25 protein-coding genes and 1 riboswitch are annotated in these 22,025 nt (G+C 69.6%); of the genes, 12 read left to right on the forward strand and 13 right to left on the reverse strand.

Features of this window, described 5'->3' with window-relative positions; genetic code table 11:
* Positions 1-38: 38 nt before the first annotated feature.
* A complete protein-coding gene (locus ACWEFB_RS09565) occupies positions 39-1,208 on the reverse strand; it encodes a homogentisate 1,2-dioxygenase (RefSeq protein ID WP_452283896.1) in 1,170 nt (389 codons plus the stop codon).
* Positions 1,209-1,303: 95 nt separating this feature from the next.
* Here ACWEFB_RS09565 and ACWEFB_RS09570 point away from each other — a divergent pair, with 95 nt between their 5' ends.
* From ACWEFB_RS09570 to ACWEFB_RS09580, 3 genes are all read left to right on the forward strand, one after another.
* Entirely contained in the window at positions 1,304-2,161 is an 858-nt protein-coding gene (locus ACWEFB_RS09570) for a hypothetical protein (protein WP_452283898.1), read from the forward strand.
* Positions 2,158-3,363, forward strand: coding sequence for a fumarylacetoacetase (gene fahA / locus ACWEFB_RS09575; RefSeq protein ID WP_452283900.1), 1,206 nt, complete (start codon positions 2,158-2,160; stop codon positions 3,361-3,363). Before ACWEFB_RS09570 ends, fahA begins: the two co-directional genes overlap by 4 nt.
* 251 nt (positions 3,364-3,614) lie before the next feature.
* Positions 3,615-3,818, forward strand: a complete 204-nt coding sequence (locus tag ACWEFB_RS09580; protein ID WP_452283902.1) for a DUF397 domain-containing protein — start codon at positions 3,615-3,617, stop codon at positions 3,816-3,818.
* Positions 3,819-3,925: 107 nt separating this feature from the next.
* Here ACWEFB_RS09580 and ACWEFB_RS09585 read toward each other — a convergent pair whose 3' ends face one another.
* From ACWEFB_RS09585 to ACWEFB_RS09595, 3 genes are read right to left on the reverse strand one after another with little or no spacing between them, the layout of a single operon-like run.
* A complete protein-coding gene (locus ACWEFB_RS09585; protein ID WP_452283904.1) occupies positions 3,926-4,129 on the reverse strand; it encodes a hypothetical protein in 204 nt (67 codons plus the stop codon).
* On the reverse strand, positions 4,126-4,542 hold the full coding sequence (locus tag ACWEFB_RS09590) for a hypothetical protein (protein ID WP_452283906.1): 417 nt from the start codon (positions 4,540-4,542) through the stop codon (positions 4,126-4,128). Before ACWEFB_RS09590 ends, ACWEFB_RS09585 begins: the two co-directional genes overlap by 4 nt.
* Positions 4,539-4,715, reverse strand: a complete 177-nt coding sequence (locus ACWEFB_RS09595) for a hypothetical protein (RefSeq protein ID WP_452283908.1) — start codon at positions 4,713-4,715, stop codon at positions 4,539-4,541. Before ACWEFB_RS09595 ends, ACWEFB_RS09590 begins: the two co-directional genes overlap by 4 nt.
* A gap of 177 nt (positions 4,716-4,892) precedes the next feature.
* Between ACWEFB_RS09595 and ACWEFB_RS09600 the strand changes: the two genes are divergently transcribed.
* The 3 genes from ACWEFB_RS09600 (at position 4,893) to ACWEFB_RS09610 (ending at position 6,370) form a co-directional block, all read left to right on the forward strand.
* Entirely contained in the window at positions 4,893-5,834 is a 942-nt protein-coding gene (locus tag ACWEFB_RS09600) for a helix-turn-helix domain-containing protein (RefSeq protein ID WP_452283910.1), read from the forward strand.
* Entirely contained in the window at positions 5,831-6,031 is a 201-nt protein-coding gene (locus tag ACWEFB_RS09605; protein ID WP_452283912.1) for a DUF397 domain-containing protein, read from the forward strand. The genes ACWEFB_RS09600 and ACWEFB_RS09605 overlap by 4 nt, the downstream gene beginning before the upstream one ends.
* 138 nt (positions 6,032-6,169) lie before the next feature.
* On the forward strand, positions 6,170-6,370 hold the full coding sequence (locus ACWEFB_RS09610) for a DUF397 domain-containing protein (RefSeq protein WP_452283914.1): 201 nt from the start codon (positions 6,170-6,172) through the stop codon (positions 6,368-6,370).
* Positions 6,371-6,666: 296 nt separating this feature from the next.
* On the opposite strand, the gene ACWEFB_RS09615 is transcribed toward ACWEFB_RS09610, so the two are convergent.
* The 3 genes from ACWEFB_RS09615 to bluB form a co-directional block, all read right to left on the reverse strand.
* Complete coding sequence (locus tag ACWEFB_RS09615) at positions 6,667-7,050, reverse strand: winged helix-turn-helix domain-containing protein (RefSeq protein ID WP_452283916.1); 384 nt, start codon at positions 7,048-7,050, stop codon at positions 6,667-6,669.
* Positions 7,043-7,789 carry a hypothetical protein gene (locus tag ACWEFB_RS09620; protein ID WP_452283918.1) on the reverse strand — a complete coding sequence of 249 codons (747 nt, stop codon included), beginning with the start codon at positions 7,787-7,789 and terminating at the stop codon, positions 7,043-7,045. Before ACWEFB_RS09620 ends, ACWEFB_RS09615 begins: the two co-directional genes overlap by 8 nt.
* A gap of 87 nt (positions 7,790-7,876) precedes the next feature.
* A complete protein-coding gene (bluB, locus tag ACWEFB_RS09625; RefSeq protein ID WP_452283920.1) occupies positions 7,877-8,509 on the reverse strand; it encodes a 5,6-dimethylbenzimidazole synthase in 633 nt (210 codons plus the stop codon).
* Positions 8,510-8,542: 33 nt separating this feature from the next.
* Positions 8,543-8,740, reverse strand: a riboswitch (cobalamin riboswitch).
* 143 nt (positions 8,741-8,883) lie between these two features.
* On the opposite strand from bluB, the gene ACWEFB_RS09630 reads away from it, so the two are divergent.
* Both ACWEFB_RS09630 and ACWEFB_RS09635 read left to right on the forward strand, forming a co-directional pair.
* Positions 8,884-9,396, forward strand: a complete 513-nt coding sequence (locus ACWEFB_RS09630; RefSeq protein WP_452283922.1) for an SRPBCC family protein — start codon at positions 8,884-8,886, stop codon at positions 9,394-9,396.
* A 54-nt stretch (positions 9,397-9,450) separates the two neighbouring features.
* Complete coding sequence (locus tag ACWEFB_RS09635) at positions 9,451-10,710, forward strand: outer membrane protein assembly factor BamB family protein (protein ID WP_452283924.1); 1,260 nt, start codon at positions 9,451-9,453, stop codon at positions 10,708-10,710.
* 32 nt (positions 10,711-10,742) lie between these two features.
* Here ACWEFB_RS09635 and ACWEFB_RS09640 read toward each other — a convergent pair whose 3' ends face one another.
* The 6 genes from ACWEFB_RS09640 to hppD form a co-directional block, all read right to left on the reverse strand.
* Positions 10,743-11,735, reverse strand: coding sequence for a hypothetical protein (locus tag ACWEFB_RS09640; protein WP_452283926.1), 993 nt, complete (start codon positions 11,733-11,735; stop codon positions 10,743-10,745).
* A 25-nt stretch (positions 11,736-11,760) separates the two neighbouring features.
* Positions 11,761-12,315: a hypothetical protein gene (locus ACWEFB_RS09645; RefSeq protein WP_452283928.1), complete on the reverse strand. Its 555-nt coding sequence runs from the start codon at positions 12,313-12,315 to the stop codon at positions 11,761-11,763.
* Positions 12,316-12,455: 140 nt separating this feature from the next.
* Entirely contained in the window at positions 12,456-13,574 is a 1,119-nt protein-coding gene (hisC, locus tag ACWEFB_RS09650) for a histidinol-phosphate transaminase (RefSeq protein ID WP_452283930.1), read from the reverse strand.
* Positions 13,571-14,593, reverse strand: coding sequence for an RDD family protein (locus ACWEFB_RS09655; protein WP_452283932.1), 1,023 nt, complete (start codon positions 14,591-14,593; stop codon positions 13,571-13,573). The genes hisC and ACWEFB_RS09655 overlap by 4 nt, the downstream gene beginning before the upstream one ends.
* On the reverse strand, positions 14,590-15,339 hold the full coding sequence (locus tag ACWEFB_RS09660) for an RDD family protein (protein WP_452283934.1): 750 nt from the start codon (positions 15,337-15,339) through the stop codon (positions 14,590-14,592). Before ACWEFB_RS09660 ends, ACWEFB_RS09655 begins: the two co-directional genes overlap by 4 nt.
* Positions 15,340-15,349: 10 nt before the next feature.
* Entirely contained in the window at positions 15,350-16,558 is a 1,209-nt protein-coding gene (gene hppD, locus ACWEFB_RS09665; RefSeq protein WP_452284070.1) for a 4-hydroxyphenylpyruvate dioxygenase, read from the reverse strand.
* A gap of 133 nt (positions 16,559-16,691) precedes the next feature.
* Here hppD and ACWEFB_RS09670 point away from each other — a divergent pair, with 133 nt between their 5' ends.
* The 4 genes from ACWEFB_RS09670 (at position 16,692) to ACWEFB_RS09685 (ending at position 21,867) form a co-directional block, all read left to right on the forward strand.
* Complete coding sequence (locus ACWEFB_RS09670; RefSeq protein WP_452283936.1) at positions 16,692-17,207, forward strand: Lrp/AsnC family transcriptional regulator; 516 nt, start codon at positions 16,692-16,694, stop codon at positions 17,205-17,207.
* Positions 17,208-17,290: 83 nt separating this feature from the next.
* Positions 17,291-18,739, forward strand: coding sequence for a hypothetical protein (locus tag ACWEFB_RS09675; protein ID WP_452283938.1), 1,449 nt, complete (start codon positions 17,291-17,293; stop codon positions 18,737-18,739).
* A gap of 101 nt (positions 18,740-18,840) precedes the next feature.
* The gene (locus ACWEFB_RS09680) at positions 18,841-20,511 is read left to right on the forward strand and encodes a fumarate hydratase (RefSeq protein ID WP_452283940.1); all 1,671 of its coding nucleotides are present in this window, start codon (positions 18,841-18,843) and stop codon (positions 20,509-20,511) included.
* 180 nt (positions 20,512-20,691) lie between these two features.
* A complete protein-coding gene (locus tag ACWEFB_RS09685) occupies positions 20,692-21,867 on the forward strand; it encodes a Fic family protein (protein ID WP_452283941.1) in 1,176 nt (391 codons plus the stop codon).
* Positions 21,868-22,025 lie beyond the last annotated feature (158 nt).

The following is a 22,025-nucleotide window of genomic DNA, read 5'->3' on the forward strand; positions in this document are numbered from 1 at the left end:
TTTCCGTGGAAGGGTGCGGATCTCGGGTCGGACCGGGGTCAGACCGTACGGCGGGCCCAGGTCCAGGCGTAACCGGGATCCTCGACGCTCACGCCGGGTTCGCAGAGGTCGAGCGGGCGGAAGGTGTCGACCATGACGGCCAGTTCGTCGAAGTGGTCGACGCCGATGGAGCGTTCCGCCGCGCCGGGCTGGGGGCCGTGGGTGAAGCCGGCCGGGTGCAGCGAGATGGAGCCCTGTTCGATGCCGGAGCCGCGCCGGGCCTCGTAGTTCCCGCCGGTGTAGAACAGCATCTCGTCCGAGTCGGTGTTGTGGTGGTTGTACGGCACCGGGATCGCCAGCGGGTGGTAGTCCACCTTGCGGGGGACGAACGAGCAGATGACGAAGTTCGGGCCCTGGAAGGTCTGGTGGACCGGCGGCGGTTGGTGCACCCGGCCGGTGATCGGCTCGAAGTCGTGGATGGAGAAGGCCCACGGGTAGAGGTGCCCGTCCCAGCCGACCACGTCGAACGGGTGGTTGGCGTAGACGTACCGGGTCCAGCCGCGCCGGTGTTGGACGTACACCTCGACGTCCTCCTCGTCGACCAGGAACGGGTCGGCGGGGCCGCGTACGTCGCGTTCGCAGTAGGGGGAGTGCTCCAGGAACTGGCCCCGGGCGGAGAGGTAACGCTTGGGCGGGCCGATGTGCCCGGTCGCCTCGACGGTGAGCAGGCGCAGCGGCTCGGGGGCGACCGGCACGATCCGGTGGATCACCGACGTCGGGATGATCACGTAGTCGCCGGCGGTCACCCCGAGCACACCGAAGGTCGACTCGATCCGGGCCGCGCCGGACTCGACGTACAGGCACTCGTCGCCGATGGCGTTGCGGTAGAGCGGGGACGGCCGGTCGGCGACCACGTACGAGATGCGTACGTCGTCGTTGGCGAGCAGGTGCTGCCGACCCAGTACGGGGTCCGCCCCGCCCGCGTCGAGCTTGTGCGTACGCAGGTGGCGGGGCTTGAGCGGCAGGTTCGGCAGCCTGGACCAGGCGGGCGGGGTGAACTCCTCGGCGGCCACGATCGCGGTCGGCGGGTAGCGGTGGTAGAGCAGCGACGAGTCGGAGGAGAAACCCTCCTGGCCCATCAGCTCCTCGGCGTACAGGCTGCCGTCGGGTTGGCGGAACTGGGTGTGGCGTTTACGGGGCAGCTCACCGACGCTGCGGTAGTAAGGCACTTTGACCTCCGCATTTGTCCCATTCAGCGGCCGACCGTGTCCGATAATCGGACGCTGTTGTCCGTTAGTCGTAGCGTCCCGTAAGTTCTCTGTTCGTGTCAACGCAGGTGCCCCGGCTCTTCGCCGGCCTGGTCGACGACGCGGCCGTCTTCCCGCCCGGCAGCGCGTCGCTGCACGACGCCGTCATCGCCCACCGAGAGCACCGGACCGCCTGGTACGCCGACCTCGTCGGCCCCCTGCTCGTCCCGGCCTCGGCACTGGTCCACCTGCCCGCCCTCCTGAATCCGGACGAGCGGATCGAGGTCGGTGTGATCGCAGACGTGCCGATCCACCGCCTGTCCGGCCTGCTCGCGGCGGCCGACCCCCGGCTGGTCCCCCGGCAACTCGAAGCGGCGGTCGCCAAGCGCGGCGAGGACCCGCAGCCCGGACTGACCGAACTCCTCGCACTCGGCACCGAACTGCCGGGGATGGACCTCTACGCCGAGGTCCCGCTCACCTGGGGGCTGCTCGCCGCCCTGGACCGGATCGCGCAGGCACGGACGGACGGCGTACCGGTCGCGGCGAAGTTCCGTACCGGAGGGCTCGCCGCCGAACTCTTCCCCAGCCCGGTCGAACTGGCCGCCGTCATCCGCGCCTGCCGGGACCGGGACCTGCCGTTCAAGCTCACCGCCGGGCTGCACCACGCACTGCGGCACACCGACCCGGAGACCGGCTTCACACACCACGGTTTCGTCAACGTACTGGTCGCGACCCTGGCTGCGGCCGAGGACGCCGAGGTGGCCGAGATCGCCGAACTGCTCGCCAGCGGCGACCCGCTGCGCCTGGTCGAACCGGCCCGGATCCGCCGCGACGGGGCCCGGCCGCTCTGGTGCGGCTTCGGCTCGTGCAGCATCGACGAACCACTGACCGACCTGGCCCGACTGGGGCTGATGAACCAGGGGGAGACCGAGTGAGCTGGGTCGAGGGTGCGGCGGGTTCGCCGTACGACGTGCACAACCTGCCGTACGGCGTGTTCGTACGCAGCGACGAGGGGGCGCGGCGGATCGGCGTACGGATCGGGGAATTTGTCCTCGACCTCGACGGCGCGGAGGCGGCCGGGCTGATCCTGGCCGGCGGTGCGCTGCGCGAGCCGTCGCTCAACGGGTTCATGGCCCTCGGGCACGCCCAGTGGGGCACCGTACGGCAGCGGATCGTGGAACTGCTCACCGAGACCGGGCACCGGGCGGCGGTGGCACCGCTGCTGGTCCCGCTCGCCGAGGTGACCATGGTGCTGCCGTTCGAGGTCGGCGACTACGTCGACTTCTACTCCTCCGAGCAGCACGCGAGCAACGTCGGGCAGATCTTCCGTCCCGGTGAGCCGCCGCTGCTGCCGAACTGGAAGCACCTGCCGATCGGCTACCACGGGCGGGCCGGCACGGTGGTCGTCTCCGGTACGCCGATCGTCCGCCCCTGCGGGCAACGCTCCACTCCGGACGGTCCGGTGTACGGCCCCTCGATCCGGCTCGACATCGAGGCCGAGGTCGGTTTCGTGGTGGGCCTCCCGTCCGCCCTCGGCGACCGGGTCCCGGTCGAGGACTTCGCCGAGTACGTCTTCGGGGTCGTACTGCTCAACGACTGGTCCGCACGGGACCTGCAGAACTGGGAGTACCGCCCCCTCGGTCCGTTCCTGGGCAAGTCGTTCGCCACCTCGATCTCGCCCTGGGTGGTGCCCCTGGACGCGCTGGCGCACGCCTGGGTGCCGGCGCCGGAGCAGGACCCGCCGGTTCTCGACTACCTCCGCGACGACCCGCACCTCGGCCTCGACCTGCGTCTGGCCGTGGACTGGAACGGCAGCCGGGTGACCGAGCCACCGTTCGCCGGGATGTACTGGACCCCGGCCCAGCAGTTGGCCCACCTGACCGTCAACGGCGCCTCCGTACGCCCCGGCGACCTCTACGCCTCGGGAACGGTGTCGGGCGAGCGCCGTGACCAGGTCGGGTCGTTCCTGGAGCTGAGCTGGGGCGGCAGCGAGCCGTTGAAGCTGACCGACGGCACCACCCGTACCTTCCTCGAAGACGGCGACACCATCACCATCACCGCCACCGCACCCGGCCCGGACGGCCGCCCGCTCGCCCTCGGCGAGGTAACCGGCACCGTCACTCCCGCCCGGCGGTAACCCCTTCCGGATCGCGCCAGCCCGGCTATAGCGAGTCGAACTCGCACCGACGGTCGGAGCGACAGCGCTCGTCCATCGATTGTGGAACGGACGAGGTGCGCTGTCCGTTGCGCCCATCGCACACGAGGTCCGTAGGGCTGCCGCTGTTCTCCGGCATGTTGCAGTCGGTAACGCGTGTCGCACTCTGCGCCGTGTAAGAATACCGGCTTGTGCACAAATATGTGCATAAACGTGGACCAAAGGGGTATAAAATGCAGATCGATCTCGCGCGCGCGACGTGGCGTAAGAGCACCCGCTCGAACGACCAGGGCTGGTGTGTGGAGGTGGCCGACAACATGGCCGACGTCGTGGGTGTCCGCGACTCCAAGGACGTCACCGGCCCGGTGCTGGCCTTCAGCCCGAACGACTGGTCCGCGTTCGTCGGCGCGGCACGATCCGGCGCCTTCGACGGCTGATTCAGACCAACCGCAACGTCTGGTTTTCGGGCGGCCCCGCCCATTCCGTGACTGGCCGGGGCCGCCCTTTTGCGTCCGGCGCCGGTTGCCGCCAGCGCCAGACAAGATCAAGACCTCGCCGGTACGGGATAAGCGGCTGCGCCGCCGTCGCGCACCTCGTGTGCCCAGGCGAGTTGCGGGCACCCGGTGGGCGTGCACTGCCAGCAGGTGCCCGGATTCCAGGTGTTGCCGCCGGGTTGGTGCTGGCGGATCGTCAGACCCGCCGCCATCTGAAGCGTCGCCACCGTGATCGGCTCAAGGTTGCGGCTCACCGGGCCCTCGCCCGAGTTCTCGCCTCGCGGAGCAGGGCCTCCACCCGGGCGAGGAGTTCGACACACGGTGGGTGCCGCTCGGCGGACTGCCAGGAACACTCCGGCAGATGCCCGGTGACCCAGACCTCCTGGTCGTTGGAATGGGCTCGATCGATGTGCACCCTGAGGACGTGCAGGTCGACGGTCTCGCCGGGATCGCGACCGGCGCAGTGCGACCATTCGCCGGGCAGGAGCCGGACCGGCGTACCCGGGGGTGGGTCGAAGGTGCCGATCTCGACCCGCGCACCACGGAGAAGGTGGCAGTCGCCGGGGGCGGCGCATCGGTCACACATCCGGTTGTCGCGGTGCGCGTCGATGATGCGGTGCGATCGGCCTATGAGCACGGGCCAGAGATGCCGCGAGAAGATGATCATATGCGCCGCCTCGGCCAGCCGGGTCCCCGGTTGATCCCGCGACGACGGCTCGACGGGTCGGACGCCGGACTGTCGTTCTCGTCGTGACGGTCGGACTGGTTGTCGGGCGGGGACGGCTGCTGTTGCGGGTCCGGATCCTCGGGATCGGACTGGCCGGCCAGGGCTGTGCGCATCTCGCCTCCAGACCCGCCCGCCCGGTAGTCGGGCATGGCGAATCGCGCCCGGTTCGGGCGTGTTTCGGTTGATTATCGGGACAACCTGAGTCTTCCTCGATCCGTTTCGGTGACGCAATGGTCACCACGGGATGTGGTAGAGATAGGTACGAATAGCCGAGGCCCGACATCGGGCGAGTGCGCATCGTCTTTGCCGACAGCACGACCGGACGAGTGGACGGTGCACAGGCCGGGGGGAGCACCATGCCGGAGTCCGTTGTCGGGTCGACCGTCCCACGTCGACAGCTCGGCCGGGAACTGCGTCGACTACGCGAACACGAGGCCCGCATCCCGCAGGTGGATGCCGCCCGCGCGCTGGAGTGGTCGGTCACCAAGCTGTGGCGTCTCGAAGGCGGCGAACTGGCCGTACGCGCGCTCGACGTGAAGGCCATGTGCGAGCTGTACGGCGCCGACGAGCAGACCACCACCGCCCTCACCGCCATCGCCCCGCACACCAAGTCCAAGGGCTGGTGGCACGACTACGCCGACCTGCCACCCTGGTTCGAGATCTATGTCGGTCTCGAAGAAGCGGCCACCGCGCTGCGTTGTTACCAGACGGGGTTGATTCCGGGTGTGCTACAGACCCGCGAGTATGCAACGGCGATCTTTGCCAAGGACATTGGCGGTGTGCCCAGAGACGAGATTGAGGGACGCGTCGCCGTGCGTCTGCGCCGGGCGCGGCTGCTGACCCGGCTCGACCCGCAGGCGCCGGACTTCACGATCGTGCTCGACCAGTCGGTGATCCTGCGCCCGGTCGGCAGTCCGGCCATCATGGCTGGTCAACTGCGTCGGGTGGCAGAGGCGAGCGAGCTGCCAAACGTGTCGATCAGGATCGTGCCGTTCGAGGCCGGTCTGCATGGTGGTGTGATCTCCACCGGCGCGTTCACCATCCTGGACTTCGCCCGCCGCCAGGAACCGACCACCGTCTACGTGGAAGGTTTCACCGGCGCACTATTCCTCGACAAGCCGACCGAAGCGGATCGATACACTTGGGCATTCGATGATCTACTGTCGGCATCCTTGGACGAGGCCGCTACCCGGGACCTCCTTCTCGGCACCGCGAAGGGATACGAGTCATGAGTAATCTGGTCGGTGCCCGGTGGCGTAAGAGCAGCCGCTCCAACAGCCAGGGCGACTGCGTTGAGGTGGCGGACAACCTGGTGGGGGTTGTCGGGGTGCGTGACTCGAAGGACGTGGCTGGGCCGGTGCTAATGGTGGAGCCGGCGGGCTGGGTGGCGTTCGTTGCCGGTGCGAAGTCCGGTGCGTTCCGGCGCTGAGGGTGGGCGATGGTGATCCACGCGCGCTGAGCTGTTCTGCGGGTGGTCGGGAGAACGGCTCAGAGCGCAACGATCATCGTTTGACTGCCGTATGCCGCGCCAACTGACATGCTTCGACGTCTCGGCAGGGAGTGAGTCGTGATCGATCTTTCGGATGCCCGTTGGCGCAAGAGCAGCCGTTCAAACGACCAAGGTCAGTGTGTTGAGGTGGCGGACAACCTGGTGGGCGTAGTTGGGGTGCGTGATTCGAAGGATCTGGCTGGGCCGGTGCTGGTGGTGGAGCCGGCGGGTTGGGTGGCGTTCGTCGCCGGTGCGAAGTCCGGTGCTTTCCGGCGCTGAGGGTGGGTGACGATGATCCACGCGCGCTGAGCTGTTCTGTGAGTGGTCATGAGAACAGCTCAGCGCGCAATGATCATGGTTGCCCGTACGCGTGCTGCTGCCGCCTGCTGGGGAACTTGCAGCTCCGGATCCTCGACGTACGTCTTGTAGTGGGCTCAGGTGCCCTTGTGTCGGGACGCGTCTCTGGACAGTGGAAGTTTGCCGACAAACCCACGTTTAGCTGTGACAGGCAAACCGGGGGTTTGAGTGAAACTTTGCCAATCCGCTGTGAAAGGCCCTGCACAGCGCAGGCGGTCTCAGGATTGTGCCGGGCCGGTGGAGCCCGCGTCCGAGTTGATCGTGCCGGGGTCGGTGGGGTCCGGGGCGCTGCGGATTCGGCTGACGAGTTGTTCCAGGGCGGCGACCTCTGCCCGTAGGGCGGCCCGCCCCTGCCGGGTGAGCCGGAGCCAGGTACAGGGGCGGCGCGCCTCGTAACCCTTAATCACCTGCAACAACTCGGCCTGTTCCAGGATCCGCAGGTGCCGGTTCAGGTTGCCGTCGGTGAGCCCGAGTTCGTCCCGCAGGGTGGCGAACTTGCACTCCTGGGTCGCGCTGAGCACGGTGAGGATGCCCAGGCGTACGCGTTGGTGGACGGTGTCGTCCAGCGCTAGCGACGGATGCGGCGCCTGCGGGTCACTCACCGGCATACCTCCGGGACCGCCGGGCGCGTACGGCGGCGAAGATGACCAGCGGCAGTGCCATCAGCACAAGATAGTGGCCCGGTCGGAGGGCCAGTTGGCCACCGAGCGCGTCCGGGTTGCCGTCGAGCAGCACGAACACCCAGGCCGGGAGGCGCCCCAGCGGGAAGGTCCCGCACAGCCAGCTTGCCAGCAGGATGATCCACACTCCGGTCGCCGCGAGGGTGCGACTGCGTTCGCCCCAGGCCAGCGCGAGTACGGCGAACGCGATCGGCACCAGCGGGGTCAGCAGTCCCTGCCACCAGAAGCCGGAGTCGGCGATCAGGTCGTCGGACGGCGGGCCCTTCGGCACCGCCGCGAGTATCGCGAGCAGCACCAGGACGCCCAGGGCGGTTCCCGCGAACGGCCACCAGGCCACCCGGAGCCCCAGTTGGCGGGAGCGCCACCGGTACCAGGCTGCGGTTGCCGCGATCAGCAGCGGCGTGCCGAGGAACCAGAACAGGTACGACGCGAGCGCGCTGCGCTGCTGGTCAGGCAGCCCGGCCCAGTACGGGTACTCGGCGGTGATCGCGTACGCCGGCTCGAACGGGTAGCGGTAGAGGGTGATGCTCAGCAGCAGCAGGGCCGCTACACCCGCTGCCGGTAGCCAGGCCCCGGCGTGGGTGCGGGCATGGGTGCGTCGGCGTAGTCGCCTCAGTTCGACCAGTGTCCGTTCGGCTTCCCCCGTGTCAACCGGGCCCATGGCCCCTCCTCAACTCTGCAACAGTGATTTACTCTGCAATGCAAAGTATGCGGGCGGGTCCCCAGTGGAGGCAAGGCCCGGAGAGGATCAGACGGAGGGACGCCAGCGGTCCTGGTGGATCGCGGCCGACAACGGGCGGCGTTGACGCCAGCCGTGTCGTTCCAGGTCGGGGGTCTGCTCGAAGTGGGTCACCGGGCCGAGGCAGAGCCAGGCGACCGGGCGGATGGTGGCGGGGATGCCGAGCAGCTCACGCAGGAACGGCTCCCGGTAGAACGACACCCAGCCGACCCCGAGCCGCTCGGCACTGGCGGCCAGCCACAGGTTCTGGATCGCCAGGCAGACCGAGTAGAGACCGGCGTCGGCGATCGCGTGCCGACCGAGCACGGCCGGTCCACCCCGCTCCGGGTCGTACGTGACCACGATCGACAGGGTCGACTCGCGTACGCCGTCGATTTTGATCCGGGCGAAACGTTCGGCGGCGTCGGCGTCCAGAGTGGACGCGAAGGTGTCCCGCTCGCGCTCCACGTGCCGGTGGAACTCCTGCCGCAGGTCCGGATCCCGGACCAGGACGAAGTCCCAGGGCTGGGACAGCCCCACACTCGGCGCGGCGTGCGCCGCCGTCAGGACGCGGTGCAGCACCTCGTCCGGGATCGGGGCACCGGTGAACTGGGCGCGTACGTCCCGGCGACGGTGGATGACGTCGTAGAGATCGGTGTCCAAGGCAGGCTCCCGCTGCGCTCGCGCCCCCACAGAGGGGCTGGTGACAGCGAGGCCGGTCTTCGACTTCCGGATCTGCGCTGGTCACCCGCCTTCCCAGCCCTTTTCAGGGCCAGTGGCTGCGTCTCGTACGCGTGGGTGGCAGCTCCCCGGTCACCGCGGCGGGCCCGTGCCGGAATCACACCGGCTTCCCGATTCTCCCCGCTCGCGCGGGGCACCTCGCAACAGTTCGTGCCGGTCCGAACCCTAGCGGGGACGGCTTCCGGATCCGAGCGCGGCGGGTTCGATCGTCACTCGGGTCACGTTCTCGTCGCCTTCCGCGAATGTTCGCGTTAATGGTCGGTCACCCCCCGTACGGTGGAGGTTCGGGAGGTGTGATGGCGACGGTAGCGGTGACCCGGCTGGTGCAGGCGTCCGCCGAGGAGTTGTGGCGGGTCTTCACCGACCTGCCCGGCCGATCCGACTGGCTCTCCACGATCAGCGGGATCGAGGTGCTCACCCCCGGTCCGACGCGGGTCGGCACGGTCTGGCGGGAGAGTCACCATCTGCCGGACGGCACCGAGTTGCTGGAGGAGTTCCGGGTGGAGGAGTTCAGCCCACCGCACCGGCTCACTGTCAGCTCGTCCGGCGTAGGCGTCGACTACCGGACCGCGTACACCTTCACTCCGGTGCAGGGACGGCGTCGGCGGCGGCGCGGTGGCTGGACCGCGGTCAGCGTGGTGCAGGAGGGCGCGGTCACGGCACCGTACGCGCGCCTGCTCGCGCTGGTGTTCGGCGGACTTGCCGCCCGTACCGTCGAGGGCGCGTTGCGTCGTGACCTCGCCGACCTGGCCGCCGTGGTCACCTCAACCAATCATGATCATCGCGGTGACCCGGCTGCTGCCGCCTGACCTGCCAGCCGCACGTCGGGGCTGTCTCGGTAGGGTGCCCAGCGGAGGTACTGGATGCGATCGCGGGGCCGCGTGTGGGGCCGGCGCCGGCCGGCAGTGGTCGCGCTGGTGGCGGTGCTGGTCGTCGCGGCGGCAGCCGTGGTCACCTTCCGCGTGCTCGCCCCCGCCGAGGTGCTCACCCCCGCCCGCGCCGACTATCCGGCCCCGGTGCGGGCGGCGACCGGGGTGGTCGGCACGCTCGCGTCCGCCCCGCTGATCGTGGACGGCCGGCTGCGGGTCTACGCCACCACCCGCCAGATCCGCGCCGACGAGCCGGTCGACGCCCGGACCCGGCGCACGCCGTACTGGTCCTACCGGCGCTGGCCGGCCGAGCTGATCGGCATCGTGGCCAGCGGGACCACCGTGGTCAGCCGCTGGTCGGACGGCGACCTGGTCGCGCTGGACGCCCGTACCGGCCGGATCCGGTGGCGGGCCGACGGGCCACCACCCGGACACGGGTACGACGGGCGCCGCACCGGGGCCAGCACCGTCTACACCCCCGCCGGACTGATCCCGGCCACCGGCAGCGGCGGGCGCGCCGTACTGGTGGTGATCGGCGGGTCCGGGCTGCGCGGTCTGGACCTGGGTGACGGGCACGAGTTGTGGCGGGTCGACATCGACGGCTCCTGCCGGGCCGGGGCGCTCACCACCACCGCCGGTCAACTCGTCACCGTCGACGCCTGCGCGTCGCCCCAGGTGGCGGAGTTCCACGACGTGGAGACCGGTCGGCTGGTGAACCGGTGGCGGCCGGAGGACGCCGGTCCGGAGTTGACGGTGGTGCCGGTCGGCTGCGGCAACGGCGGCTCGAACTGTCCGGCGCTGCGGACCACCAGTGCCGGCAACAGCCGAGGTTGGCTGGTGGACCGGGGCGAGCCGACCCCGATGCCGCTGCTCGATCCGACCGAGGTGGTGCTCGAAGGAGACGTGGCGCTCACCCCGAGCGGGAACGAACTGGTGGCCCGCTCGGTCCGGGAAGGGACCGAGTTGTGGCGGCGTACCGGGCCGGGGCCGATGCGGATCGTCGCCGTACAGCCGGGGCTGGTGCACCTGCTCACCGACGGGCACGAGTTGATCACTCTGAACTCGACCACCGGGGCGCAGCGGTCGAGTTTCCCGCTTGTCGCCGGTGACGAGGTCGTGCCCTGGCGGCCCGGTTTCGCGTACGCGGCGGACGGGTTCGTCGCGGTGGAGCGGCTGGCGCAGGCGGCGCCCCCGGACGCGGCCGACGCGCAGTTCTACGCGGCGCCGCAGCCGGTGATCCTGGCCGCCAGTTGATTCGCGCCGGCGGCCAGGGGTCTCCGGTCGGGCTAGACCGACACCTCGGCCCGACGGCGTCGGGAACGGCGGATCAGGAACACCAGTACGGCGATCAGGATCAGGCCCGCCAGTGACCCGGCGGCCAGGACCCACGGCGAGTCAAAGCGGCTCAGGGGCGAACTCGGCTTGCCGACCTTGCCCGGATCCGGGAAGGTGATCCTTCCGGAAGTACTCTCCTTGACCAGGCCGCTTTCCAGGTTGATGTCGATCTGCCAGGGTCCGTTGGGAATCTCTCGGGGGAAGGCCGCGAGTACGGTTCCGGACTCGCCCGGTGCCAGAGTGGTGCCCGCGACCACGTCGAACGGGCCGGCTCGCATGCCGGCGGGGCCGTCGGAGAGGGTGACCGAGCCGGTCAGGTCCAGCGCGCGTTCACCGGTGTTCTTCACGGCCATGCGTACCGAGGGCACGCCGAGGGTGTCCCGCGCCGGGACCAGATCACCGATGCTGAAACTGGACGGGGCCTCGCCGCCGATCCCGATGTCGAGATAGGTCCGGACACCCACCCTGTGGATCTTGTTGACGTTCGCCCCGGGATCGGTCGCCGAGGAGATCGAGGCCCAGATCACCGCGTACCGTTCGCCCTTCGACGCCGCCGGCGGCACGGTGATGGTGGCCCGGAACCGGGCGTCCTCACCGGGGTCCAGCTCCACCGCTTCGCGGTCCAGCGAGATCCAGGAGGACAGTTCGTTGGCGGTGCGTCCCTCCCCGAACTGGAACCGGGACACCGACACGGACGCCGCCGCCGGGTAGAGATCGATCTCCTGCCGTTCGTCGGTGTTGTTCGCCACCAGCATCTGTCGATGGATGACCGTGCCGGGCGGCAGGTGGTCCACGATGTAGCGCCGGGCGCGTGGATCCGCGCGGCGGTCGGCGGGCCCCTCCAGCAACTGGATGCCGATTCTTTCCAGATCGGGGTCCGGCTCAGCCGCGCTGGCCTGGGCGGGAAGGCCCAGGCCAGCGAGGCAGAGCAGGGCCAGGGACACGTGCTGTGCCGACCGGCTCCGGCGGCTACGCCACCGAATGCGTCACCGTCCCGGTGTAGGTACCGGCCTGGCTGTCCAGCGGTGCGTGGACGATCAGGGTCGGGTTCCAGGTGGCGGTGTTGTTACCGGTACCGCCGACGTGGCTGAACGCGATCAGCGGCGCGACGTTGTCCAGTGGTTCCGCGAGGAGGGCGGTGGCCTGGCCGGGAGTGAACGTGCCGTCGCCCGTGGTCGCCGTGGCCGGGCCCGACCAGTAGTCGACCTCGGAGGCCAGGATCGTCTCGGAGGCGGTGGCTCCGCCGGTGGTGAAGTCGGTCGAGGTCACGGTGACCTCCCAGGACGCGTCGGCCGAGGCGCGGGAGTCGGTGACGGTGACCGGGCCGATCGGGCCGGTGATGTCGGTGTCGGGCGCACCGCCGCCGAGGTCCGCGGCGGCGGGCGCGACGATGTCCAGGGTGCCGGCTTCGATGTCGAAGGTGACCACGGTGTCAGCCTCGGGTGCCGCAGCAGCAGGTGCTGCGGCGAGCCCTACGGCCGCGATGGCAGCGGTGCCGACGAGAAGAATTTTGCCAATGCGCACGGCTCTTGCCTCAGCTTCCATGAAGTGTCGATTCGGTCGTGGGGCCCAGGTGAGGCGCCACGCGACACTTCGAAAACATAAGCCAGATCGCGCTCTTATACTCCTAAAACGGACCAAATGGAAGAACCGCTGCCTGAGGCTCAGAGGGCCGTTTCGGCCACCGCGAGGAAGGCGTCGTTTTCGGTCGGCGTACCGATGGTGACCCGTACGCCCTCGCCGGGGAACGGGCGGACGATCACGCCCCGGGACTCGCAGGCGCGGGCGAACTCCACCGCCCGGTCACCCTGCCCCGGCGCCCCGGACAGCGGCAGCCAGACGAAGTTCGCCTGGCTCTCCGGCACCTCCGGCAGCAGCTTGCGCAGCGACTCGGTCACCCGGTCCCGCTCGGCCACCACCAGCGCGCAGCGGCGGCGTACCTCCTCGGCCTGTGCGAGCGCGGCGAGCGCCCCGGCCTGGGCGACGATGCTGCTGGAGAACGGGGTGACCACCTTGCGGACCGCGGCGGCCACCTCCGGGTGCGCGACCAGGAAACCGATCCGCAGCCCGGCCAGGCCCCACGCCTTGGACAGCGTCCGCAGGATCACCACGTTCGGCCGGTCGCCGTACGTGACCAGCGCGTCCGGGACGTCCGGATCGGTGACGAACTCCCGGTACGCCTCGTCGAACACCACCAGGACGTCGTCCGGAACCGCGTCCAGGAACCGGTCCAGCTCGGCCCGGCGCAGGCTGGTGCCGGTCGGGTTGTTCGGGTTGCAGACGAAGATCAGCCGGGTCCGGTCGGTGATCGCGCCGGCGATCGCCGCCAGGTCGTGCCCGTGCACGCTGGTGTTCGGCACCCGTACGCTGGTCGCCGCGCTGGTCGCCGCGATGATCGGGTACGCCTCGAACGACCGCCAGGAGTAGACCACCTCGTCGCCCGGCAGGCTGGTCACCCGTACCAGGTGCTCGGCGAGTGCCACCGAACCGCAGCCGGTCGCGATCCGGTCCGCCGCCACGTCGTAGTGCTCGGCCAGGGCGTCCCGCAGGGCCACCGCCGCCAGGTCGGGGTAGCGGTGCATACCGGCAGCCGCCTCGGCGACCGCCTCCACCACACCCGGCAGCGGGCCGTACGGCACCTCGTTGCTGGCCAGCTTGATCGCCTCGGGCAGGCCGAGTTCACGGGCCAGGTCGGCGGGGCTGCGTCCGGGTACGTAGTTCGGCAGCCCGGCCAGGTCGGCTCGGGTCAGCCGGTTCGGCTGGCTGGGGTCGCGGCCGGTCATGACGTGGGACCTCCTGGGGTGTCGCCACGGTCTGCCGTGGGCGGCGGGGACGGGGTGTCGACCGACCGGTCGAGCCGTACGACGACGGTCTGCGCGCGTTTGTCGTGCAGGGCCTGGCGCAGCGGTCGGTCGAAGAGCACGAAGGCACAGTCGACGAGTTGCAGCAGGAAACCGAGACCGCAGCAGTACCAGAAGAAGGTCGGCAGGCCGAGCGTGTTCCACCGGCGGGCGGAGCGACCGAAACCGAGCTTCTCGTCGGTGCCGAGCGAAACGACCTTGAGGCGGAGTACGCGCTTGCCGAAGGTCTGTCCGGTGTTCGCCACCGACGGCACCTCGTACGCGAACCAGAGCGCGGCGGCGATCACCAGGATGACCAGGAGCAGCCAGTCGGCCTGTGCGCTGACCGGGGGCAGACCCTCGGTGGAGGAGTTGCCGGCCACCGACCGGCGGACGATCTCCCGGTAGACCGGGCCGATCTCCTCCACGTACCGCCAGACGAACCAGCCGTTGACCAGGACGTTGAGCAGCAGGACGGCGCCGATGTCGATCAGGCGGGCGGCGAGCCGGGCACCGAGCGGTGCCAGCGCCTTGCCGTGCGGCCGTGGCTCCTGGAAAACCGGGAACACGGAGGGCGGGTACCCCCAGGCCGGCGGCACCGGACCGCCCTGGCCGGGCGAGGGCGGACCGACCGCGCCGGGCCACGACGGTACGCCGTTCACCGGTGGCGCGCCGGGCGGACCGGGCTGGACCGGTGATCCGGGTACGCCCGGCAGGCCGCTCGTCGGGCGCGCCGTCGGGGTGGCGGTGGTGGTCGTCCCGGTTCCGCCGGGTGAACCGGGCGCGCCCGTTGCCGGCGTGCCGGGCGCCGGGCTGGTCGGCGGCTCCGGCTCGGCGGGCGGCGGACCCGGCGGCGGGGTGGCGTCGGCGGGCAGTGGCGCACCGATCCAGCCGCCGCCGTCCCAGTAGCGCTGGGTGTTCGGCTCGGCGGGGTCGGTGTACCAGCCCGGTTGCACCGTCATGGCGCCAACCTCAGTTCGTTCACCCTGGGAACCTTAACGACTGCCGTCCGGGCGGCCTTGTCGTGGAGGCACTGTTGGTACGGCTTGTCCCACAGTTGCCAGAGCACGTCGAGGTAGATCAGGAGCGGTACGAGCGAGCCGGCCAGGAACTGCACCAGGTAGCGCTTCACCGCGGCACCACGGGTGAGGGTGGCGTTCGGGTCCAGCGGCACCACCCGGATTTTCATGATCCGCTTCCCGACCGTCTGACCGGTCCGGAACATCATCTCGACGTGGTAGACGTACGCCAGCGCGAGCAGGACCACGAACAGGGCGAGCTCCATCAGCAGGATCGGCCCGAGGACCGCGAGGAAGTCCGACTCGACCAGGGTGCCGTCCGGGTTCGTCTCGAACAGGTCCGGCAGCACCCGGGTGAAGTAGTAGATCATCACGGGCACCGCGAGGACCATGCTGACCAGGAAGTAGATCCCGTAGTCGATCAGCCCGGCCAGGAACCGGTCGGAGAACTCGGCCAACGGCTGACCGGCCGGACTCACCGGTGGCGGGGTCGGATACCCCGGCCGGTAGAGCGGCGGTACGGCCGGCCGGGGCTGTCCGTACGGGCCGGGGGGCGGTGTGCCGTACCACAGGCCGGGCGGCGGCCCGGCCTGTGCCGGGATGTGGCCGCCCGGCGGGACCTGTCCCTGGGGGTTGGGGGTGGGGGTCCCGCCGGGCGGCGGCGACGAGGGTGGGGGCGGGGCGGTCACGCGGACAGTGTTACAGGTTCCCGCGTGCTTCCTGCTCCCGCTCGATCGCCTGGAACAACGCCTTGAAGTTGCCCTTGCCGAAGCCGAGCGAGCCGTGCCGCTCGATCAGCTCGAAGAAGACCGTCGGCCGGTCCTGGACCGGCTTGGTGAAGATCTGCAACAGGTAGCCGTCCTCGTCCCGGTCGACCAGGATCTTGCGGGCCTTCAGCTCCTCGATCGGCGCGCGTACGTTGCCGATCCGGTCCCGCAGCTCCGGGTCGTCGTAGTACGAGTCCGGGGTGTCCAGGAACTCCACCCCGGCCGCCCGCATCGCGTCCACGCTGGCCAGGATGTCGTTCGTGGCGACCGCGATGTGCTGCGCGCCGGGGCCGCCGTAGAACTCCAGGTACTCGTCGATCTGCGACTTCTTCCGGGCCATCGCCGGCTCGTTCAGCGGGAACTTGACCTTGCGGGTCCCGCTCGCGACCACCTTCGACATCAGCGCCGAATAGTCGGTCGCGATGTCGTCCCCGACGAACTCGGCCATGTTGGTGAAGCCCATGACCCGCCGGTAGAACTCCACCCACTCGTCCATCCGGCCCAGCTCGACGTTGCCCACCACGTGGTCGACGGCCTGGAAGAACCGCTTCGGCTGCACCCCCGCGTCGATCATCGGCTGCCGGTTCACGATCGGTCCGCGGGCCACGAACCCGGGCAGGAACGGTCCGGTGTACTTCGACCGGTCGACCAGGGTGTGCCGGGTGTCGCCGTACGTGGCGATGCTCGCCATCCGGACCGTGCCGTACTGGTCGGTCACCTCATACGGGGCGACGATCGCGGTCGCGCCCTGGGTGAGCGCGTACCCGTACGCGGTGTCCACGTCCGGTACCTCCAGGGCGATGTCCTGGATCCCGTCACTGTGCTTGGCCACGTGGTCCGAGCCGGGCGCGTTCGCGTGCACCGCGCCGGTCAGCACGAACCGGGCCGAGCCGCTGGTCAGCACGTACTCGGCGTGGTCCCGGAAGCCCTGCTCCGGACCCCGGTACGCGACACAGGTCATGCCGAAGGCGGTGGAGTAGTAGTGCGCGGCCTGCTTCGCGTTGCCGACCAGGAACTGGATGTGGTCGATGCCGCGTACCGGGAAGGGGTCGGCCGAGATGTCGTGGTCGACCGCGCCGACCAGCACGTCGACGTCGACGTCCTGGATGTCGGTCGATGGCCGATCGATCGCCTGGGTCATGGTCACGACTCCCTCCGTGCCGGCGCCCGCCGATGAGCAGCCGTCCTGTGGCGAGGATCTCGTCCCGGTACCTGGGTGAGCAACCGTCACGTTTTCGGCTGGTCAGCTTGCACATTCGGTATGGTCAACCACCGTGACCGCTGTACAGGATGTCCAGCTCGACCGGCTGGACGCCAGACTGATCGACCTGCTCGCCGCCGAGCCGCGGATCGGGGTCCTCGAATGCTCCCGCCGACTGCGGGTGGCCCGGGGCACGGTGCAGGCCCGGCTCGACAAGCTGCTGGCCCGGGGGGTGATCAGGGGGTTCGGCCCGGAGTTGGCCCCGGCCGCGATCGGGTTCGGGGTGACCTCCTTCGTCACCCTCGAGATCAGCCAGCGGCACGGCCACGATCCGGTGGCGGCCCACCTGCGGCAGATCCCCGAGGTGCTGGAGGCACACACGATCACCGGATCCGGCGACATGCTCTGCCGGATCGTCGCCCGGTCCAACACCGACCTCCAGCGGGTGATCGACCAGATCGTCTCGTACGAGGGGATCGCCCGTGCCTCGACGATCATCGCCCTGGCCGAGCAGATCCCGTACCGGATGCTTCCGCTGGTCCGCTCGGCGGCGGCCGGGGGGCCGGCGGCCGACGGGAAGTCGCGGTGAATGCCCTGATAAATCGTTAAGTCAGGACGACACGGGCGGCGAGCGTCCCGCGTTTGCCCCTCCCGCGTCGCTACGGTAGCCGGATGGCGAAGGGGAGCGCCGGGCGGAGCGCGAAGTGGTTCCTCGCCTTCATGCTGGTCGCGGTCATCGTGCTCTCGGCCACCGGGGTCTGGAACCCCTTCCCCAACCTGGTGTCCTGGATCAACCGCAGCCAGCCACTCTCCGAACCGGACGTGGTCTGGCAGCAGCGCGTCGGCGGCACGCCCAAGAGCGTCACCATCGCCGGCAGCACCGTCGTGGTCGAGCAACGCACCTTCGTGGAATCCCGCAGCCTGGCCACCGGCGGCAAGCTCTGGGAACGCAAGGCCGACTGGGCCGCGGTCGCCGGCGGCGAGACCGACCCGGTCGTCGCGACCGGCAAACTGCTGGAGAAGGGGTACGAGCTGATCGACCCCGAAACCGGCGCGGTACGCCGCCGCGACACCAAGGCCAGCGGAGTCTGGACCTACCGCAACGCGCTGCTCGACGTCCGCTGCTCCGAGCCGCGCGAGTGCACCCTGAGCCGGTGGGACCCGCGCGGCACCAAACCGGTCTGGACCGCGTTCCTGCCCGGCGTCGGCACCGGACTCTTCGCCGACAACCCGGAGGTCCTCGGCACCCGACGGCTGACCACCAAACTCGTCGCCGACGACGCGAGCGGCCCGGAGACGATGCCGTCCCTGCTCGGCTTCCCCGTCGACGGCCGGGTGCACATCGTGGACACCGCCACCGGGCGGGTCCTGCGCGACGTACAGCCCGGTCGGGCCGACCGGCTGGTGGTCGTCGGCGGGCGGATGCTCCGGATCGAGGCCCGCGCCGAGGACGGTAGCTGCTACTTCACCGTACTGGCCCGGGACCCGATCACCGGGCAGGAGGTGTGGCGCCGCTCCGGGATCAACCTGCGCACCGCGAACGCGGGCGGGTGCGTACAGCGGGAGGATCCGCAGGGCGGGCAGAGCGTACTGGTGGGTGTCGGCCCGGACGGGCGCGAGACGATCCTCGACGGGTACGACGGACGGGTCCTCTGGTCCGGCGCCGAAGGCGAGAAACTACTTTCCGTCGACGACCGGTACGCGCTGGTCCGGTCGGCCGACCGGCAGACCGTCATCGGCCGTGAACTGGGCCGCGACGCCCCCCGCTGGAACCGTCCCCTGAGCCCCGAGGGCGCCGCGACCCTGACCCGCTCCGCGGCCGTACTCGTCGACGAGAAACCGAACCGGGTGATCGCCCTCGACCCGCTGCGCGGAAGTGAGCTGCTCACCCTCGCCACGTCGGCGAAGGTGCTCGCGGTCGGCCCGGCCGGGATGGTGATCGGCGACGGTCGGGACATCGGTTATGTCCAATTCAGCACGGCGGCCGGTGTACCGGGGCCGGGTCCCGGCGCCCCCGGCACCTCCCCGGGACCGGACGCCGGTCCGGGTGACGTCGGGCCTACCTGCGGCGGGCCGAAGATGGAGCAGTGCCGTCCCGCCGACTCCGGCAAGGACGGTTGAGCGGCGCCACGCCCTCGCACAGCGCTGCGGAGGCCGGGGACGATGCGGGACCGACCCGGCGGCTAGGACGGTTCCGGTCGGCTGGCCTAGGCTTTCCGCTCATGAGCAGTGCCGCCGCGTTCTCCTACGCTCCCTTGCTCCCCGTCGGTGCCGACCAGACCGAATACCGGCTGATCACCGACGAGGGTGTCGACGTGGTACACGGGCCGGGTGGCCGGCGTTTCCTCACCGTGGAGCCCGCCGCGCTGACCGCGCTGACCGCCGAGGCGATGCACGACATCGCGCACTACCTGCGCCCCGCGCACCTGGCCCAGCTCCGGGCCATCATCGAGGACCCCGCCGCCTCCCCGAACGACCGGTTCGTCGCGCTCGACCTGCTGCGCAACGCCAACATCGCGGCCGGCGGGGTGCTGCCGATGTGCCAGGACACCGGCACCGCGATCGTGATGGGCAAGCGCGGCCGGCACGTACTCACCGACGGGTCCGACCACGAGGCGGTGTCGCGCGGGGTCTACCAGGCGTACACCCGGTTGAACCTGCGCTACTCCCAGCTCGCCCCGCTCACCATGTGGGACGAACGCAACACCGGCAGCAACCTGCCCGCCCAGGTGGAAATCTACGCCGAGGACCCGGACGGGCACCCGGACGCGTACAAGTTCCTGTTCATGGCCAAGGGCGGTGGCTCGGCCAACAAGTCGTACCTCTACCAGGAGACCAAGGCGCTGCTCAATCCGACCAGGATGATGCAGTTCCTGGAGGAGAAGCTCCGGCTGATCGGGACCGCCGCCTGCCCGCCGTACCACCTGGCGATCGTGATCGGCGGCACCTCCGCCGAGTACGCCCTGAAGACCGCGAAGCTGGCCTCGGCGAAGTACCTGGACGCGCTGCCCACCGAGGGGTCGATGCTCGCGCACGGGTTCCGTGACCTGGAGCTGGAGGCGGAGGTGCTGGAGCTGACCCGCCAGTTCGGCATCGGCGCCCAGTTCGGTGGCCGCTACTTCTGCCACGACGTACGCGTGGTCCGGCTGCCCCGGCACGGCGCCTCCTGCCCGGTGGCGATCGCCGTCTCGTGCTCCGCCGACCGGCAGGCGGTGGCGAAGATCACCCCGTCCGGTGTCTGGCTGGAGCGGCTGGAGACCGACCCGGCGCGTTTCCTGCCCGAGGTGACCGACACCCAGCTCGACGCCGGTGCCGAGGTGGTCCGGATCGACCTCAACCGGCCGATGGACGAGATCCGGGCCGAGCTGTCGAAGTACCCGGTCAAGACCCGGCTCTCGCTCACCGGCCCGCTGGTGGTGGCCCGGGACATCGCGCACGCGAAGATCGCCGAGCGGCTGGACGCGGGCGAGCCGATGCCGCAGTACCTGCGCGACCACGCGGTCTACTACGCCGGCCCGGCCAAGACCCCCGAGGGTTACGCCTCCGGCTCGTTCGGTCCGACCACCGCCGGCCGGATGGACGCGTACGTGGAGAAGTTCCAGGCGGCCGGCGGCTCGCAGGTGATGCTCGCCAAGGGCAACCGGTCCGGCCAGGTCACCCGCTCCTGCCACGAACACGGTGGCTTCTACCTCGGCTCGATCGGCGGACCGGCCGCCCGGCTCGCGCAGGACTGCATCAAGCGGGTCGAGGTGCTGGAGTACCCGGAGCTGGGCATGGAGGCGATCTGGCGGATCGAGGTCGAGGACTTCCCGGCCTTCATCGTCGTCGACGACAAGGGCAACGACTTCTTCGCCGAGGTCACCAAGCCGGTCCTGACCGTCGGCCGCCGCTGACCGCGGCGACCGGCCGGCTCGGCAGGAGGTTGTCGGCGTACTGACGTTACGTAGAGTGGTTGAATTTCTTCCGTGTGATTTCATGTCGCGGACAGGAAACTTGGAATCTTGGGTTGCGTATCCGTCTGCGCTTGAAAAGGCAGGCATGGTTTTCAAGTTTTTTGTGGTTTACTTCAAATCATGGACGAAGCTGTGTTCCGTTCGTCACCTGTCGGGTCACTTGTCCGGATTACGGGCTGGGACGCTCGCTTCCGCGAAGATTACGACTGCTCGGCCTTCATCCCCGATCCGTTGCCGAGCAGGTTCGACCTGGGGCAGGAGACGTACCTGGCAGTCACCGACGCGGCGGTCGCGGTAGCCCGCCTTGACCAGGCCGCCTTCCGGCTGCCCAACCCCGGACTCCTTGCCCGTCCGGCAATCCGACAGGAGGCTGTCAGTACGTCGGCGCTCGAAGGCACCTATGCGGCGCTCGATGACGTACTCGAGGCCGACTTCCTCAACCGCAACCAGCTCACCGCGTCGGTCGCGGAGGTCCACAACTACGTCGAGGCTGCAGAGCTGGCGTTCGAGTGGATCAAGGACAAGCCCATTACGGTTGGCATGCTTGAGCAGCTACAGAAGATGGTCGTGCGAGGAACACGTGGGGATACGCACGACGCGGGCCGGATTCGAACAACCCAGGTATTTATCGGCGCGGGCGGTGGCCGAGTGGACGACGCGCGGTTCGTGCCGTCGCCTCCGGGCGACCAACTACGCGCCGGGATCGACGCCTGGGCCGCGTGGCTGATGGCCGAGGATACGATTCCCTTGGTGATCAAGATGGCGCTCGGTCACTACCAGTTCGAGACGCTGCATCCCTTCAACGACGGTAACGGTCGGCTCGGACGCCTGGTGTGCGTCCTGCAACTGGCTTATCGCGGCGAGTTGCGCGTGCCGGTGCTGAATCTGTCTCCCTGGCTCGAAGCCAGAAGGCGCCAATACCAGGACCACCTGCTCGCTGTCAGTGCCACCGGCGACTTCGAACCCTGGATCCGATTCTTCTGCGAGGCCGTACGTGCGCAGGCGGTTCGCGGTGTGGAAAAAATCGACGCTTTGCACGACTGGCGGGATGAGGCGCTGACCCAGCTGCTCGATGCTGACGTCCGGGGTGTGGCCGTACGAATCGTCGAGGACCTGCTCGGGTATCCGTTGATCACGGCCACGCCCACCGCCGAAAGGTACGGGGTCTCCTACCAGGCTGCGAACACGGCGATCAGACGCCTTGTCCAGCTGAGCATTCTGGAAGAACGCACGGGCCGCAGGTATGGACGGGTCTTCGCGGCACGGAAGGTCTTGAACATCATCAACGCCGCCTGAGTCCCGAGCTGGCTGAGGCGGTCGTGAGGGTGACCAAGCCCGCTGACCACCGGTACGACCGCCCGGTGCACCCGCCGCCCAACGACGACGGGTGCACCGCCCCCGATCAGGGCAGACCGACGATCGTCGGGAACCCGCTGCGCATCGTGCACCGGGCC

This window comes from Micromonospora sp. NPDC004704 (assembly GCF_053601675.1).

What these genes read in the sequence shown, in the direction of transcription:
- ACWEFB_RS09580 (WP_452283902.1), top strand. Translation starts at nt 3,615, where the DNA reads ATGCAGATCGATCTCGCGCGCGCGACGTGGCGTAAGAGCACCCGCTCG.
- ACWEFB_RS09590 (WP_452283906.1), bottom strand. Translation starts at nt 4,542, where the DNA reads ATGATCATCTTCTCGCGGCATCTCTGGCCCGTGCTCATAGGCCGATCG.
- ACWEFB_RS09595 (WP_452283908.1), bottom strand. Translation starts at nt 4,715, where the DNA reads ATGCGCACAGCCCTGGCCGGCCAGTCCGATCCCGAGGATCCGGACCCG.
- ACWEFB_RS09605 (WP_452283912.1), top strand. Translation starts at nt 5,831, where the DNA reads ATGAGTAATCTGGTCGGTGCCCGGTGGCGTAAGAGCAGCCGCTCCAAC.
- ACWEFB_RS09620 (WP_452283918.1), bottom strand. Translation starts at nt 7,789, where the DNA reads ATGGGCCCGGTTGACACGGGGGAAGCCGAACGGACACTGGTCGAACTG.
- ACWEFB_RS09630 (WP_452283922.1), top strand. Translation starts at nt 8,884, where the DNA reads ATGGCGACGGTAGCGGTGACCCGGCTGGTGCAGGCGTCCGCCGAGGAG.
- ACWEFB_RS09635 (WP_452283924.1), top strand. Translation starts at nt 9,451, where the DNA reads ATGCGATCGCGGGGCCGCGTGTGGGGCCGGCGCCGGCCGGCAGTGGTC.
- hisC (WP_452283930.1), bottom strand. Translation starts at nt 13,574, where the DNA reads ATGACCGGCCGCGACCCCAGCCAGCCGAACCGGCTGACCCGAGCCGAC.
- ACWEFB_RS09655 (WP_452283932.1), bottom strand. Translation starts at nt 14,593, where the DNA reads ATGACGGTGCAACCGGGCTGGTACACCGACCCCGCCGAGCCGAACACC.
- hppD (WP_452284070.1), bottom strand. Translation starts at nt 16,558, where the DNA reads ATGACCCAGGCGATCGATCGGCCATCGACCGACATCCAGGACGTCGAC.
- ACWEFB_RS09675 (WP_452283938.1), top strand. Translation starts at nt 17,291, where the DNA reads ATGGCGAAGGGGAGCGCCGGGCGGAGCGCGAAGTGGTTCCTCGCCTTC.
- ACWEFB_RS09680 (WP_452283940.1), top strand. Translation starts at nt 18,841, where the DNA reads ATGAGCAGTGCCGCCGCGTTCTCCTACGCTCCCTTGCTCCCCGTCGGT.
- ACWEFB_RS09685 (WP_452283941.1), top strand. Translation starts at nt 20,692, where the DNA reads ATGGACGAAGCTGTGTTCCGTTCGTCACCTGTCGGGTCACTTGTCCGG.